This window comes from Pararoseomonas baculiformis (assembly GCF_017813395.1).
In the GTDB taxonomy this organism is placed as follows: Bacteria; Pseudomonadota; Alphaproteobacteria; order Acetobacterales; family Acetobacteraceae; genus Roseomonas; species Roseomonas baculiformis.
In genome coordinates this window covers 1-14780 of sequence record NZ_JAGIZB010000006.1, presented here as the reverse complement: position 1 = coordinate 14780, position 14780 = coordinate 1, and the positions used below count along the sequence as shown (strand labels likewise).

The window sequence follows — 14780 nt, the reverse complement described above, 5'->3', positions numbered from 1 at the left end:
GCCTTTTTCTTTGGGCTACGTTCGAAGCAGAATCAGACGTAAAGCTGGGCCCTGCTGTAAGCCGTTTCCTTGTATCCCAGCATATCAAGGGAGGTGAGCCCAACCCGGTAGCCTGCCGCCGTGAGACGCTCTGCCATTTCTATCTTGCCGGACCGCGGAATGTTCGCGTGCTCTACCAGCACCAGTTGCGGGGCGAGCGCCACCAGGTCAATCGTTCTCAGGATTTCCAGATCATAGCCTTCTGCATCGATCTTCAGGACGTCCACAGGCTGCCCTTTTGTGCTCCTCAGGAGTGTTTCGAAAGAAATGGTCGGGACTTGCCGTTCGACGATTTTGCTCTCCAGGTCGGGATGCCATCGACGGGCCTGTAGGAGGACATCCCGGCTGAATGAGGAGTGCAGGGACATCGACATGGAATTCGCTGTGGACATATCGACGCTGTAGATGGTGCTGACGCTATCGGCTTTGCCGATGGCTGCCTCGACAAGCGTGACATCCGGATAACGGGTGTAGTTGTCCTTCAGTCTCGCAAAAGCCTCTGGGATGGGCTCGACCATGATGCCGCGCCAGCCGAAGTCGCGAATGAAGGGGAAAATGGGGTCGTGGGTTACCCCGTCATTTGCCCCGATACCGATGAAGAACGGCCGAGGTGTGGTCAGCATCAGATGCGCAGCCAGCACGGCAAAGCCCAATTCAATAGACTGGTCTGGCGAGGAGATCAGATGGGGCGGTCGCCATCTGAGCGAATAGCCACGCCGTGCGAGCTGCGTATTCACTAGCGTGCGTAGCCGGTGCGTCATGCCAGACATATTGTGCCTCAACTCAACATATCTAGATCGTAATGTCTCAAAATGAGCGCATCAAGCAAATAAGTCCAGCAAAGTACTTCTCGGAATCGGGAACTATCCTTCGTCACTCTGGGGGTGGCAGAACGGCAGAATTTCGATGATGCCTGCGGAATGGAGTACAGCCGGAGCCGAGGAAGACATCTCCGGTCCCGTTTCGCCCCGTGGTTTTGAGGGAAACGGGACCGCCTCACTCCCACTGCCCTGGTGGCTGCCTCTTTCCCGGCGCTAGGCTGGGCGCAAAATTATAGCGGGGCCGCGCAGGTGCGCCGGCCGGCCCTATGCCATGATGAATGCCTTGGGGCGAGGAAACGGGCAGGTGCCGAAGGAGAGCAGAGCGGAGTCCGCCTATGCGTGGTGGAGGCTGGGCGCGGCGGTGCTTCTGGCGACCATCGGGGGGATCGGGCTCTGGTCCATCGTGGTGGCGCTTCCGGCCGTGCAGGCGGAGTTCGGCGTGGACCGGGCCGATGCGTCGCTGCCCTATACGCTGACGATGCTGGCCTTCATGGTGGGCGGCGTGTTCATGGGCAGGCTGGCGGACCGGTACGGCATTGTCCTGCCGGTGGTGATCGGCACCCTGGCCCTGGGTGCGGGGTATGTGGCGACCGCCTTCGCCCGGGAGCTTTGGCAGTTCGGGCTGCTCTACGCGATCCTCATCGGCGGGCTCGGGAGTTGCGCGGTGTTCGGCCCGCTGGTGGCGGATACCTCCTTCTGGTTCGACCGGCGGCGCGGCATCGCCGTGGCGCTCTGCGCCAGTGGCAACTACTTCGCCGGCACGGTCTGGCCGCCGGTCCTGCAGCATTTCATCGCCACCCAGGGCTGGCGCACGACGCATATCGGCATCGGCCTGTTCTGCGTGGTCACCATGCTGCCGCTGGCGCTTGCCCTGCGGCGGCCACCGCCGGTGCAGGCCTCCGGCGGTGCGGCGCGGGCGGCGGGCGGGCTGGCGCGGCTGGGAATATCCAAGGGGGCGCTGCAGTTCCTGCTGATGCTGGCGGGGCTGGCCTGCTGCGTCGCCATGGCGATGCCGCAGGTGCATATCGTCGCCTATTGCGCCGATCTTGGTTACGGGCCGGCGCGGGGGGCGGAGATGCTGTCCCTCATGCTTGGCTTCGGCGTCGTCAGCCGCCTGGTTTCCGGCGCCATCACGGACCGGGTGGGGGCGCCCCTCATGCTGCTGCTGGGATCGGGGCTGCAGGCCGTGGCCCTGATGCTGTTCCTGCAGTTCGACGGCCTGGTGGCGCTCTACGTGCTTTCGGCGATCTTCGGCCTGTTCCAGGGCGGGATCGTGCCGAGCTACGCGGTGATGGCCCGGCAGTTCTTCCCGCCGGCCGAGGCGGGGCTGCGGGTGAGCTTGGTGCTTTCCGCCACGCTGGCGGGCATGGGGCTGGGCGGGTGGCTTTCGGGCGCCATCTTCGACGCCACGCTGAGCTACCGGCTGGCGATGGTGAACGGCATCGCGTGGAACCTGCTCAACCTGGCGATCGCCGGCTGGATCGTGCTGCGGCTGCGCGCGCGGCCGATGGGCATGGCAGGGCAGATCGGGGCCTGAGAGGAGGCCCTGCCGCCCGATGGCACGGGCCCTGAGGCGGCGGTAGCATTCCCCGGCAAGCAGGGGAGGAATGCATGGGCAGGCTTGAGGGCAAGATCGCCTGGGTGACGGGCGCGGGCAGCGGCATCGGCCAGGCCGTGGCGGAGCGCTTCGGCGCCGAGGGCGCGACGGTGGTGCTGACCGGGCGCCGCCGGGACAGGCTGGAGCAGGTGGCGGAGGCCATTCGCGGCGCGGGCAGCAAGGCCGAGGTGCAGCCGGCGGACCTGACGAAATCCGCGGAGGTGCAGCAGGCCGCCGATTGGATCAGCGGGACCTTCGGGCGGCTGGACGTTCTGGTCAGCAATGCCGGGGTGAACGTGACCGGGCGGAGCTGGGCGAATCTCACGCCCGGGGGGATCGACGAGCTGATCCAGGGCAACCTTGCCTCTGCCTTCTATGTCGCGCGCGCCGTGCTGCCGATCATGCGCGCCGCGGGGGGCGGCACCATGATCCACACGGCCTCCATGGCCGGGCGCAACCTGGGCGGGGTGAGCGGCCCCGGCTACCAGGCGGCAAAGCACGGCGTTGTGGCGATGAGCCACAGCATCAACATGGAGGAATGCGTCCACAACATCCGCAGCACCGTCTTCTGCCCGGGCGAGGTGAACACGGAAATCCTGCGCAAGCGGCCTAACCCGCTGAGCCAGGAGGATCTGGACCGGATGCTGCAGCCCGAACATTGCGCGGACCTCATCCTCTACGCCGCGACCCTGCCGCCAGGGGTGACGATGAACGAGGTGTGGCTGACGCCGACCCATAACCGGGGCTATGTCGCGGCCCTGCAGCGGCGGCTGTGACTTCGGGGCGCTTGTTCTGATCCTGCGGTGGCGGTTTGTCCCGGGGAGAGGAAGAAGGAATTCTTCCTCTCCCCGGACCCCTCACCATCATCTTCTTTTGGAAGTTTGGAGTGGTTCGGCTGGCGGTGCGCCTCCGGTCCATGACCGGAGGCGACTGCAAGGGCAGGATTAGGGGCAGAAACCCCTGTTTGCATCGTATCCGCGGCAGCCAGACGGGGTTCCAAGGGCCTCAGGCCCTTGGCAGGTGAGGTCCGGAGAGGGCAGAGCCCTCTCCGGGACGTGCCGCACGGCTATTCCGCGGCGACCACGACGGGCTTGGGAGCGGCACTGGCCCAGAGTTCGGGCCGCAGTTCCTCGGGGCGGTCCGGGAAGAGGAAGGCGCAGGCCAGGGTGATCGCGCCGAAGGCGGCGAGGACCATCATGGTGACGCTAAGGTTCCCGAAGGCGTCGTGCAGGTAGCCGATGACGGGGGAGGCCGCGGCGGCGCCGAGGAAGCCGACGAAGAAGCGGATCGAATAGAGCTTCACGCGGAGGGCCGGGGCGACGTAGCGGGCTGTCATGGTCTCGTTCACCGTCACCTGGCCGAAGATGGCCGCGGCTGCGATGGCGGCCACCGGCAGCACGGCCCAACCCTGGAGGAAGGAGAGGGAGAGCAGGGCGGGCACCAGCGCGATGGCGAGGGGCAGGAAGACCCGCTTGAGGGTGGTGCGGTCGATCACGCGCCCGACGGTGAACTGGGTGAGGCCGCCGAAGAGGGTGGCGGTGAAGGCCAGCGCCCCGACCATGGGGAGGAGGCCGGGGCTGTCGGCCATGCGCTCCTGCATGAGCTTCGGGATGAGCAGGGTGAAGGCGTTGAAGACGAAGCCCGCGGAGACGGCCATCAGCAGCAGCGAGATCACGGCCTGGCGGACGACGGGGCGGGGGATCTCGGGGAAGGGGCGGGTATTCTTGGCGTGCTGGCGGGCGTCGTAGGGCGGTTCGCGCAGCCACATGATTCCAAGGGCAAGGACCGCGATGCCCGGGACGATGAAGGCCCAGCGCCAGCCGGCCTGTGCAACCAGGAGGGCGGTGATCACGGGGGCGGAGGCGACGCCGAGATTGCCGAAGACCCCGTTGTTGCCCATGGCGCGGCCCACGCGGTCACCGGCGGCTTCCACCAGCATGGCGGTGCCGATCGGGTGGTAGATGGCGTTGAAGAGGCCGGCCAGGGCGAGGGCGGCGGCGAGGCCCCAGGGGCCGGAGACGAGGCCGGCGAGCACGAGGCAGCCGCCGACGCCGAAGAAGAAGGCGGCCATGAGGGCGTGGCGGCCGATTTTGTCGGCCAGCCATCCCATAGGGAGGGAGCCGGCGCCGTAGAGCACGAACATGCCGGTGCCGAGGGCGATGACGGGGCCGTATTCGTTGCCGAAGACGGAGGCGTTGGTGGCCACCATGCCGAGCACGGCGGTGGCGAGGATGAGCAGCATGTAGTGGCAGACCAGGTGGGCGGCGTTGATGAACCAGATCTGCCGCGTGGCGGGGTCGCGGGGCATTGGCGTTTCTCCTCCGCATCAGATTAGGATGGCTGGATGGAGACGTTGGGCCAGAATCTGTCGCGAGCCGGCCAAGAACCCGTCTCCCGGCCCACCATCCCGCAGGACGCGGTGGATCGGCCGCTGGCGGCGTTCCGCCGCGACTACACGGAGGGGGAATCCACCGGGCGGCACAACCATGCGCGGGCGCAGCTGATCTATGCCTTGCGCGGGGTGATGCGGATCACGACCGATGCGGCGAGCTTCGTGGTGCCGGCGGGGCGGGCGCTCTGGGTTCCCGCGGGGGAGCCGCATTCCGTGGCCATTGTCGGGCTGGTGGCGATGCGGGCGCTGTTCCTGCGGGAGGATGCGGCGCGTGCCGGGCCGCGGGGGGTGGCGGTGCTGGCGGCTTCCCCCCTGTTGCGGGAGCTGATCCTGGCGGCCTGCGACGAGCCTCTGGAATGGGACGAGCATGGGAGGGGCGGGCATTTGGCGGCGCTGATGCTGGACGAGATCCGGCGGGCGCCGAGCCTGCCGTTCGGCGTGCCCGAGCCGCGGGAACCGCGGCTGGCGCGGCTGGCGGCGGCGCTGCGGGCGGATCCGGCCTGCCCGCTTTCCCTTGAGGAATGGGCGGAGCGGATCGGGGCTTCGCCGCGCAGCCTCTCGCGGCTTTTCCGGGCGGAGACGGGGCTGTCCTTCGGCGCCTGGCGGCAGCAGCTGCGGTTGGCGGAGGCGGCGGCGCTGCTGGCGCAGGGGATGCCGCCGGCGCGGGCGGGGGCGGCAGTGGGCTATGCCTCCGCCCCGGCTTTCGGGGCGGCGTTCCGCGCGGCCTTCGGGGTGACTCCGGCGGAGGCGCGGGGGCGGGGCTGAGGCATGGTGCCAACCTTCCGGCGTTGTCATGCATGGCGGGGTTAGCGGCAGCGGGTGGCTGATGTATCCCGGCGGCGCGATGAAGGCTGCCCGCGGGTGGTCCTGGAGGCGCTCCTGTCCTTTCCTCTCTCCATTCCGGTTTCGCGGGCGCCCTTTCCGGGCGCTCTGGCATGAGCGGCGTGCCGCAGGGGGCGGGGCCCCTCGCGCTCTGGCCACGTTGGGGGCGCTGGGGGCTGGTGGTGGTGCTTTCCGGCCTGCTGGCGGCGGTGCTGGGGGCTTTGGGGGCGCCGGCCTACCAGCTTCTGGGTCCCATGCTGGGCTGCATCCTGGTGAGCGTGGGCGGGGGCGGGCTGGCGCTGCCGCGCCGGGCCTATGTGGCGGCGCAGGGCATGGTGGGGTGCCTGATCGGCACCATGGTCACGCCGGGCATCCTGCAGACCTTCCTGCATGACTGGCCCATCATCACGGCGGCGGTCCTGGTCACGCTGGCGGCGAGCAGCCTGCTGGGCTGGCTGCTGGGCGTGCTGAAGGTGCTGCCGGGGACGACGGCGGTGTGGGGCACGGCGCCGGGCGGGGCTTCGGCGATGGTGGTGATGGCGGAGGCTTTCGGGGCGGATGCCCGGATGGTGGCCGTGATGCAGTATCTGCGCGTGGTCTGCGTGGCCGGCTCGGCGGCGCTGCTGGCGAGCCTTCTGGGGGTTCGGGCGGACGGGGCGGGGCAGGGGGTCGAGTGGTTCCCGGCGATCCGGGCGCTGCCCTTCATGCTGGGGCTGGCGCTGGCGCTGGGCGGAAGCTGGCTGGGGCGGCGCTTCCGCATTCCGGCGGGGCCGCTGCTGGTGCCGATGCTGGCGGCGGTGGTGCTGCGGGCGACGGGGATGGTGGAGATCCAGGTGCCGCCCTGGCTGGGGGCGCTGTGCTACGCGCTGATCGGGTGCAGCATCGGGCTGGGCTTCACGCGGGCGGCGCTGGTGCAGGCGGCCTCGTCCCTGCCGCGCATCCTGCTCTCGGTCTTCGTGCTGATCGGGTTCTGCGGCGCGGCTTCCATGGCGCTGGTGCCGCTGATGGGGATCGACCCACTGACGGCGCTGCTGGCGATGAGCCCGGGCGGGCTCGATTCCGTGGCGGTGATCGGGGCGGCGAGCGGGGCGGACCTGTCCTTCGTGATGGCGCTGCAGACCATGCGGCTGGTCGCGGTGGTGCTGCTGGGGCCGGCGCTGGCGCGGATGGTTTCGCGCTGGGTGGAGCGGCGGGGATAGGGCGCCGCCCGCCGCGTTGCGGGCGGCCGCGCCGGGGCGCAAGCTTTCCCCAAAGCCGCCCGCAGGGCGGGGAGGAGGAAGATCATGTCCATCGAACGCCGCGCCGTGCTGGCGGCACCGTCGCTTCTCGCCCTGGGAGGGGCCGCCATGCTTCGGTCCGGCCTGGCCCATGCGCAGACCCCGCCCGCCGAGATCGCCCGCATCCTCGCGCCTTCGGGCACGCTGCGGGTGGCGATCAATTTCGGCAATCCGGTGCTGGCCCAGCGCGACCCCGCCACCGGGGCGCCGCGCGGGGTTTCGGCGGAGCTGGCGGCCGAGCTGGGGCGCCGCCTGGGGCTGCCGGTCCAGTTCGTGACCTATGACAGCGCGGGCCGGGTGACGGATGCGGGCAAGCAGGGGGCCTGGGACCTGTGCTTCCTGGCGATCGACCCGGTGCGGGCGCAGGGCATCCTGTTCAGCGCGCCCTATGTGGTGATCGAGGGCACCTATCTCGTGCTGCAGGCTTCGCCGCTGCAGGCCATCGGGGATGTGGACCGGCCGGGGCAGCGCGTGGCGGTGGGGCGGGGCAGCGCCTATGACCTCTATCTCACCCGTGCGCTGCGCCACGCGGAGCTGGTGCGGGCGCCGAGCTCGCCGGAGGCTGTCGAGTGGTTCCGGCGCGACCGGCTGGACGCGGCGGCGGGGGTGAAGCAGCCGCTGGTGGATTATGCGCGGGCGAACCCGGATACGCGGGTGATTCCGGGGCGCTTCATGGTGATCGAGCAGGCGGTGGGCATCCCGCAGGGGCGGGATGCGGCGCTGCCCTGGCTGCGCGCCTTCGTGGAGGAGATGAAGGCTTCCGGCTTCGTCGCGCGCGGGCTGGCGGCGAGCGGGCAGGCGGATGCGGAGGTGGCGCCGCCGGCGACCTGACCCCCCTTCCTCAGCCCAGGAGCTGGCCGGCCAGCCAGATGGCCGCCAGCCCCGCCGCCATGCCGGGCAGGAGGCGCTGGCCGGTGGCGAAGAAGGCGATGAGCGCGGCCGCCACCCCCGCCAGGCGGGCGGGGATGGGCCAGGGGCCCGGGGAGAGAAGGGCGAGGACGACCCAGGCGGCCAGGGCGGCCTCGCTGACGGCCGTGGCCCAGGTGATGGCGGGATGGCCCGGCGGCAGGCGCCAGGCGAGGGCCATGCCGAGGCCGCGCAGGGCGAGCATGGCCGCGATGGCGGCGAGGAGGGGTGGCCAGCCCTGGTGCATCAGCGGCGCCGCAGCAGGAAGGCGGCGGTGCCGCCGATGAGGGCGGCGCCGAGGATGCCCCAGGCGGGCGGGGTGCCGGCGGGAAGCAGCAAGGCGAGGGGGGCGGCGGCCGCTCCGGCCAGGGAGGCGCGCCAGGGGCCGCCGCGGGCGAGGCCGGCCGTGACCATCAGCGCGAAGTAGAGGACGTTGGCCATCAGCAGCAGCCGCAGCACGGTGGGGGAGAGCTGGCCCGCTATGCCGTAGCCGAAGGCGGTGGTGAGGAGGCCGGTGGTCCAGGCGGCGAGGGCGAAGCCGAGGAACCAGGGGGCGCGTTCGGGCGGCGCCAGGCCGGGCAGGCGGCGCATGGCGGCGGCCCAGGGCGTGATGGCCACGAAGGGCACGCAGAGCGGGGCGAGGCGGCCGCGCACCAGCGGGGCGAGGGCGGCGGCCATGGGCAGGAAGCGGGCATTGGCCATGATGGCCCCCGCGACAGCCGCGGTGCCGGCGCCGGGATGGGCGCCGAGCAGGACCATCTGCCCCGCCATGCCGTAGACTCCGGCGGAGGAGGCGAGGCCCCAGCCCAGGCCGAAGCCGGAGGCGCGCACCGCCGCCCCGAAGGCGATGAAGGTGGCGGCCATGGCGATGGTGTGCGCGCCCAGCGCCTCCCAGGCGCCCAGGCGGAAGGCGGGGTGCATGGGGCGAGCCTGCCATGGCGCGCGACGGCGGGCGACCCGGGGCCTGGCAGGGCGGGGCCGAGCAGGATGGGGCCGCGCAAGGTGCTTGACCCGGCGCGGGCGCGGGCGGAAATCTTCGGCCCATGCAACAGACCGCGACACCCGATGTCCTCGTTGTCGGCGGCGGGCCGGCCGGATCAACCGCGGCGGCCCTGCTGGCCCAGGCCGGGCGGGACGTGGTGCTGGTGGAGAAGGAGGCGCATCCGCGCTTCCATATCGGCGAGAGCCTGCTGCCCCGGAACCTGGACATCCTGGAGCGGCTGGGGATGCTGGAGGCGGTGCGCGGGATGGGCGTGCACAAGCCCGGTGCCGAGTTCGTCTCCGACCGCACCGGGCGTTCCTGCCCCTTCCCCTTCGCCCATGCGCTGAACAAGGCGCGCACCCATGCCTGGCAGGTGCGGCGGTCGGATTTCGATGCGGCGCTGTTCGCCAATGCGCGGCGCGTCGGGGCCACCACGCTGGAGGAGACGCGGGTGACCGACATCGCCTTCGCCGGGCCGGGCGAGCGGGCCAGGGTGACGGCGAGGACGAAGGAGGGCGTGGAGCTCGGGTTCCGCCCGCGCTTCGTGCTGGATGCCAGCGGGCGCGACACCTTCCTGGCCGGCAAGCTGCGGCTGAAGGAGAGCAACAAGTACAACAACACCGCCGCCATGTACGCGCATTTCAGCGGGGTGGAGCGGCGCGAGGGGGAGCTGGACGGCTACATCTCCATCCATCTGGCGGAGGATGGGTGGTTCTGGCTGATCCCGCTGCCGGGCGACGTGATGAGCGTGGGCTTCGTGGGCAACCAGTCCGCCTGGAAGGGGCGGAAGGGCAGCGCGCAGGAGCTGTTCCTGGCGCGGATCGCGAGCAGCCCGACGGTATCGGCGCGCACGCGCGATGCGCGGATCGTCTCCGAGATCTATTCGACCGCGAACTACTCCTATCGTGCCAGCTCCGGCTCGGGCGAGGGCTACCTGATGATCGGGGATGCCTTCGGCTTCGTGGACCCGATGTTCTCGACCGGCGTGCTGATGGCGATGACGGCGGGGGAGCTGGGGGCGGAGGCGGCGGATCTGTGGCTGGACGATCCGGTTCGCGGCGCCGCGCGGTGCCGGGCGGTGAACAAGGAGCTGGCGCAGGCGATGGACCGCATCGGCTGGCTGATCTACCGCATCAACGACCCGGTGATGCGCAGCCTGTTCATGTCCCCCAAGAACACGCTGTGGATGCGGGACGGCATCATCAACATGCTGGCGGGGAACCTGGCGGGCGGGCGGTTCGGGGATCCGCGCGCCATCGTGCCGATCCTGTCCTTCAAGGTGGTGTACCACACGCTGTCCTGGCTGCACCGGCGCGGCATGGGGCCGGAGATGCCGGAGGCCGTGCCCGCGATGGCGGCGGCGGAGTAGGGCTTTCCGGCCGGGCCGGGTGAGGTTCCGTTCATGTGGCCCGGCGGTGGCGATCCGCCTCCCATGGGCGGTGTTGCTGCGCTAAGATGAAGATGACCTGAACGGGCAGGCCTGCCAGGCTTCATCGGTGGGTCTGGGTGCCGCGCGGGGTGGGCCAGGGCCGGATGGCACCTGCCCGCAAGGAGCCCCGTTGATTTTTTCTCGTAAGATTCCTGGCGCGCAGCCGGTCGGGCCGGGACGGAAGCCGGGAGCGCCGCCGCTGTCCTGGCAGCTGATGCTGCTCGTCTCGGCGGTGGCGCTGCCGCTGACCCTGTTCAGTGCCGGCTCGATCTGGAGCCAGTATGGGGAGGACCGGGAGAGGGCGGAGGCCCAGCTTGTCGCCCAGGCGAGGACCCTGGCCCAGCTGGTGGACCAGGAGTTCGAGCGCACCAGGGCCGTTGCCCAGACGCTGACCGCTTCCGCGGCGCTGGGGCGCGGCGACCTGGACGCGTTCGACCGCGAGCTGCGCGCGGCGCGCGATCTTCTCTCCGCCGGCCTGCCGAACGGGGTATCCCCGGTGATGCTGCGGCTGGTGCGGCTGGATGGCATGAAGCTGCTGGACACGGCCTGGCCGCCCGGTGTGCGCCGGACGGAGAGGGTGCCGATGCTGCCGCATCTGGCGGCTGCACTGGCTTCCGGGCGGGTCGAGATCTCCGACCTGTTCGTTCCGCGGAAGCTGAACCTGCCCTTCATCTCCGTGGTGGTGCCGGTCTTCCTGCCCTGGGGCCAGGCCGAGGGGCGCGCGGGGGCGGTGATCGGCGTGACCCTGCCGCGCGAGCGCTTCGCCTCGGTGGTTTCGGCGGCGGGATTGCCGGCCGCCAGCCTGGCCTCGGTCCAGGACCGCAGGGGGATGACGGTGGTCCGCTCCTACCGGGACGGGGAGACGGTGGGGCGGGTGATCTCGCCCGAGGCGCTGTCCGCCATCATGGGGGGCGAGGCCGGGGTCGTGCCGAGCGGGCTGCGCACGCTGGAGGGTGTTCCCTCGGCCATGGCCTTCGCCCATGCGCCGGACAGCGACTACACCGTGATGCTGGAACTGCCGGAGGATGTCTTCCAGGCGCCGCTGCGGCGAACGCTGCTGCGGTCGCTGCTGACCGGCGGGGTGATCCTGGCAATGGGGCTGATGGTCGCGCTGCTGGTGGCGGGGCGGGTGGTCTCGGCGCTCGGGCGGGTGCCGTGGCTGGCGCCTCTCGCGCCTCCGGGCGCGCTTGCGGAAGTGGGACGCTTCCGCACCACGGGGATGCGGGAGGCGGATACGCTGGCGCAGGCGCTGTCGGTCCAGCTCGGCGAGCGGCAGCGGGCGGAGCGGGCGTTGCGGGACAGCGAGGCGCGGTTCCGGACCCTGGCAGATGCCATGCCGCAGATGGTCTGGTCCGCCGATCCGGATGGGCGGCACACCTATTTCAACGCGCGGTGGCATGCCTTCACGGGGATCGTGGGCGGCCAGTTCCCCGGGGGGGATTGGCTTTCCCTGGTTCATCCCGAGGACCGGGAGCGGCTGACGGCACGCTGGAGGCATTCCCTGGAGACCGGGGAGCCCTATGAGATGGAGTACCGGCTGCGGCGGCATGACGGGGTGCATCGCTGGGCGCTGGCGCGCGCGCTGCCGATGCGGGATGCGGCCGGGCGGATCGTGCAGTGGTTCGGTTCCTCGACCGACATCGAGGAGATCGTCCGCGCGCGGGAGGTGATGGCGCGCAGCCGGCTCGAGCTGGAGCAGCAGGTGGAGGCGCGCACGCGGGCGCTGGACGCCGCGCGGGCCGAACTGGCCCAGGCGCAGCGCATGGAGGCGCTAGGCAAGCTGGCGGGCGGGATCGCGCATGACTTCAACAACGTGCTGCAGGCCGTGCAGGGCGGGGCGGCGCTGATCGAGCGGCGGCCCGATGATGCGGAGCGGGTGCGGCGGCTGGGCCGGATGATCCTGGAGGCGTCCGGGCGCGGCATGACGATCACGCGGCGCCTGCTGAGCTTCGCGCGGCGCGGCGACCTGCGCGCGGAGCCGGTGGATGCGGCGATGCTGCTGGGGAACATGCGCGAGATGCTGGCCCATACGCTGGGGAGCGGGGTGGAGGTGCGGGTGCATGTGCCGCCCGGCCTGCCGCCGCTGCTGGCCGACCAGGGGCAGCTTGAGACCGTGCTGGTGAACCTGGCGACGAATGCGCGGGACGCGATGGCCGGGCATGGGCTGCTGGTGCTGGGCGCGGCGGAGGATGTGGTGCCGGCGGAGAGTGCGGCGGGGTATCCCGCGCGGCTGGCCGCCGGGCGGTATCTGCGGCTTTCGGTGGCCGATACGGGTTCGGGCATGGATCCGGAGACGCTGGCCCGGGCCTCGGAACCCTTCTTCACCACCAAGCTTGTGGGCAAGGGCACCGGGCTCGGGCTTTCCATGGCCAAGGGCTTCGCCGAGCAGAGCGGCGGCGCGCTGGTGATCGAGAGCGCGCCGGGGCGGGGGACGCAGGTGGCGTTGTGGTTCCCGGTTTCCAGCGAGGCACCAGCGGGGCGGGAGGCCGCGGAGCCCGGCCCGCCTGCCCTGCCCTTGCTGCCGCCGGAGGAGCGGCGGCGGATCCTGCTGGTGGATGACGAGGCGCTGGTCCGCTCCCTGCTGGCCGAGCAGCTGGAGGCGGCGGGCTATGCCGTTTCGGTGGCCGGATCGGGGGCTGCCGCGCTGGAGATGGTGGAGCAGGGGGCGGCGCCGGAGCTGCTGGTGTCGGACCTGTCGATGCCCGGGATGGATGGGCTGGCGCTGATCCAGGAGATGCAGCGGCGGCGGCCGGGGCTGCCTGCGGTGCTGCTGACGGGCTTCGTGACGAATGCGGCGGAGATCGCGATGGGGGGCGCCCTGGACGGCAGCTTTTCCCTGCTGAGCAAGCCGGTGGATGCGGGGCGGCTGGCGGACCGGATCGCGGTGATGCTGGAGGCGGCGGACGGACGGGCGGCGGTGGAATAGGCGGGCGGCGCGTCCTGGCCCGGGCGTGCCCCGGTGCGGGGCCGGTGTGGGGCCGGTGCGGCCAGGGGAGGGGAAGGATTGACGCGGGGCGGGTGGTTCCACACATCGCCGTGACATGCGCGCCCTCCTTCTCTCCTCCGCTCTCCTCCTCTCGGTGCCGGCCCTGGCCCAGGCGCCGGCGCCGGCCGATCCACCGACGGCCACGGCGGCGGAGGCAGGATTCCGGGTGATCAACCGCACGGGGCAGGCGGCGAATGCGCTGCATGCCGTGCGCAGCGGGCGGCCGGACTGGGGCGGCAACCTGCTGCCGCGCCCGTTGCCGAACAATGCGGGCTACCGGCTGCGGAGCAATCCCCAGGCCGGGTGCCGCTTCGACCTGCGGCTGGTGCTGGAGGACGGGCGGGAGGCGGTTTCCCGCAACGAGGACATCTGCGCGCAACGGGACGTGACGCTGGACGGAACCAATCTGGCGCCGGCGGGCGCGGTTGTCCGGCCCTCTCCGGAGCAGCCGACGGCGCCGCAGGCGATCCCGCGGCCGGGGGTGCGCGCCTCCACCGGGACGGGCTTCCTGGTGGCGGGGGAGCGGGTGCTGACCAACCGGCATGTAGTGGACGGGTGCGACCGGGTGCTGGTGCGCGGCCCGGACGGGCGCAACCACGCCGCCGTGCCGCCGGCCCGCACCGATGCGCGGCTGGACCTGGCGCTGCTGGCCGTGCCCGGGCTGAGCGGGCCGGTGCTGTCCTTCCGGCAGGACCCGCCACTGCGGCGGGGCGAGGGGGTGGTGGCCTATGGCTACCCGCTGTCCGGGCTGCTCTCCTCGGATGCGAAGCTGACGCGCGGCGAGGTGAACGGGCTGGCGGGGCTGCGGGACAACCCGGACCAGATCCAGATCAGCGCCCCCGTGCAGCCCGGCAATTCCGGCGGGCCGCTGCTGGACATGCAGGGGAATGTGGTGGGCGTGGTGGTGTCCAAGCTGAACGCCCAGGCCGTGGCCGGGCGGACGGGGGATATCGCGCAGAACATCAACTTCGCCGTGCGGGGCGAGCGGGCCGCCGCCTTCCTGCGGGCGGCCGGGGTGGCGCCGGCCACCGCGCGGAGCACCGGCGCGGACCGGAGCGCGGCCGATGTGGGCGAGATCGCGGAGCGGGCGACCGTGTTCATCCGCTGCGAGCGATAGGCTGGTGCCGATTTCCGTGGCCTGGGCCGGGCTGCCCGCTGCCGCTTGAGAGTGGCCGCTTGACCTTGGTGGAGGGGGTGGGCTCCAAACCGCCCCCATGCGTCTTCCCCGACCGATCCTTGCCCTGCTGGCGCTGCTTCTCGCGGCGCCGGCGCTCGCGCAGGCTCCCGCCCCTGCTCCGGCCAACACTCCCGCCCCGGCCCGGGCGCCGGCCGCCACGCCCAGCGCCACGGAGGCGGAGCGGCTGCTCGGCCTGTTGCGGGACGATGCGCGGCGCGCGGAGCTGATCCGGAACCTGGAGGCGCTCTCCGCGGCCTCCCGCGCCGGGGCGGCCCCGCCGGGGGCGGCGCCTGCCGGCGCCGCGCCTGGCCCCGGGGCCGCCCCGGCGCCGGCGGCCGACGCGCCCCCGCCT

At 71.6% G+C, this 14780-nt stretch carries 12 protein-coding genes and 1 pseudogene; 9 read left to right on the top strand and 4 right to left on the bottom strand.

The window, feature by feature from the left end; all coding sequences use genetic code 11:
• Positions 1–32 precede the first annotated feature (32 nt).
• Positions 33–662, bottom strand: a complete 630-nt coding sequence (locus J8J14_RS07400) for an FkbM family methyltransferase (protein WP_209378845.1) — start codon at positions 660–662, stop codon at positions 33–35.
• A gap of 502 nt (positions 663–1164) precedes the next feature.
• Between J8J14_RS07400 and J8J14_RS07395 the strand changes: the two genes are divergently transcribed.
• On the top strand, positions 1165–2397 hold the full coding sequence (locus J8J14_RS07395) for an MFS transporter (RefSeq protein ID WP_342452407.1): 1233 nt from the start codon (positions 1165–1167) through the stop codon (positions 2395–2397).
• A gap of 74 nt (positions 2398–2471) precedes the next feature.
• On the top strand, positions 2472–3233 hold the full coding sequence (locus J8J14_RS07390) for an SDR family oxidoreductase (RefSeq protein ID WP_209378844.1): 762 nt from the start codon (positions 2472–2474) through the stop codon (positions 3231–3233).
• A 290-nt stretch (positions 3234–3523) separates the two neighbouring features.
• Here the strand turns inward: J8J14_RS07390 and J8J14_RS07385 are convergent, their stop codons facing one another.
• On the bottom strand, positions 3524–4765 hold the full coding sequence (locus J8J14_RS07385; RefSeq protein WP_209378843.1) for an MFS transporter: 1242 nt from the start codon (positions 4763–4765) through the stop codon (positions 3524–3526).
• A gap of 36 nt (positions 4766–4801) precedes the next feature.
• Here J8J14_RS07385 and J8J14_RS07380 point away from each other — a divergent pair, with 36 nt between their 5' ends.
• From J8J14_RS07380 to J8J14_RS07370, 3 genes are all read left to right on the top strand, one after another.
• A complete protein-coding gene (locus tag J8J14_RS07380) occupies positions 4802–5614 on the top strand; it encodes a helix-turn-helix domain-containing protein (RefSeq protein ID WP_209378842.1) in 813 nt (270 codons plus the stop codon).
• Positions 5615–5784: 170 nt separating this feature from the next.
• Positions 5785–6870 carry an AbrB family transcriptional regulator gene (locus J8J14_RS07375; RefSeq protein ID WP_209378841.1) on the top strand — a complete coding sequence of 362 codons (1086 nt, stop codon included), beginning with the start codon at positions 5785–5787 and terminating at the stop codon, positions 6868–6870.
• An 84-nt stretch (positions 6871–6954) separates the two neighbouring features.
• Positions 6955–7779 (top strand): ABC transporter substrate-binding protein, encoded by an 825-nt coding sequence (locus J8J14_RS07370; RefSeq protein WP_245215537.1) that lies wholly within the window; start codon positions 6955–6957, stop codon positions 7777–7779.
• 10 nt (positions 7780–7789) lie between these two features.
• Here the strand turns inward: J8J14_RS07370 and J8J14_RS07365 are convergent, their stop codons facing one another.
• Complete coding sequence (locus tag J8J14_RS07365) at positions 7790–8101, bottom strand: hypothetical protein (protein WP_209378840.1); 312 nt, start codon at positions 8099–8101, stop codon at positions 7790–7792.
• Entirely contained in the window at positions 8101–8775 is a 675-nt protein-coding gene (locus tag J8J14_RS25390) for an AzlC family ABC transporter permease (RefSeq protein WP_209378839.1), read from the bottom strand. Before J8J14_RS25390 ends, J8J14_RS07365 begins: the two co-directional genes overlap by 1 nt.
• Before the next feature lie 122 nt (positions 8776–8897).
• On the opposite strand from J8J14_RS25390, the gene J8J14_RS07355 reads away from it, so the two are divergent.
• From J8J14_RS07355 to J8J14_RS07340, 4 genes and pseudogenes are all read left to right on the top strand, one after another.
• Positions 8898–10205, top strand: a complete 1308-nt coding sequence (locus tag J8J14_RS07355; RefSeq protein ID WP_209378838.1) for an NAD(P)/FAD-dependent oxidoreductase — start codon at positions 8898–8900, stop codon at positions 10203–10205.
• 274 nt (positions 10206–10479) lie between these two features.
• Positions 10480–13191: a response regulator gene (locus J8J14_RS07350; protein WP_209378837.1), complete on the top strand. Its 2712-nt coding sequence runs from the start codon at positions 10480–10482 to the stop codon at positions 13189–13191.
• 115 nt (positions 13192–13306) lie between these two features.
• A complete protein-coding gene (locus tag J8J14_RS07345; RefSeq protein WP_209378836.1) occupies positions 13307–14368 on the top strand; it encodes a S1C family serine protease in 1062 nt (353 codons plus the stop codon).
• A 97-nt stretch (positions 14369–14465) separates the two neighbouring features.
• Positions 14466–14780, top strand: a pseudogene (locus J8J14_RS07340) (hypothetical protein); the annotation flags it as partial.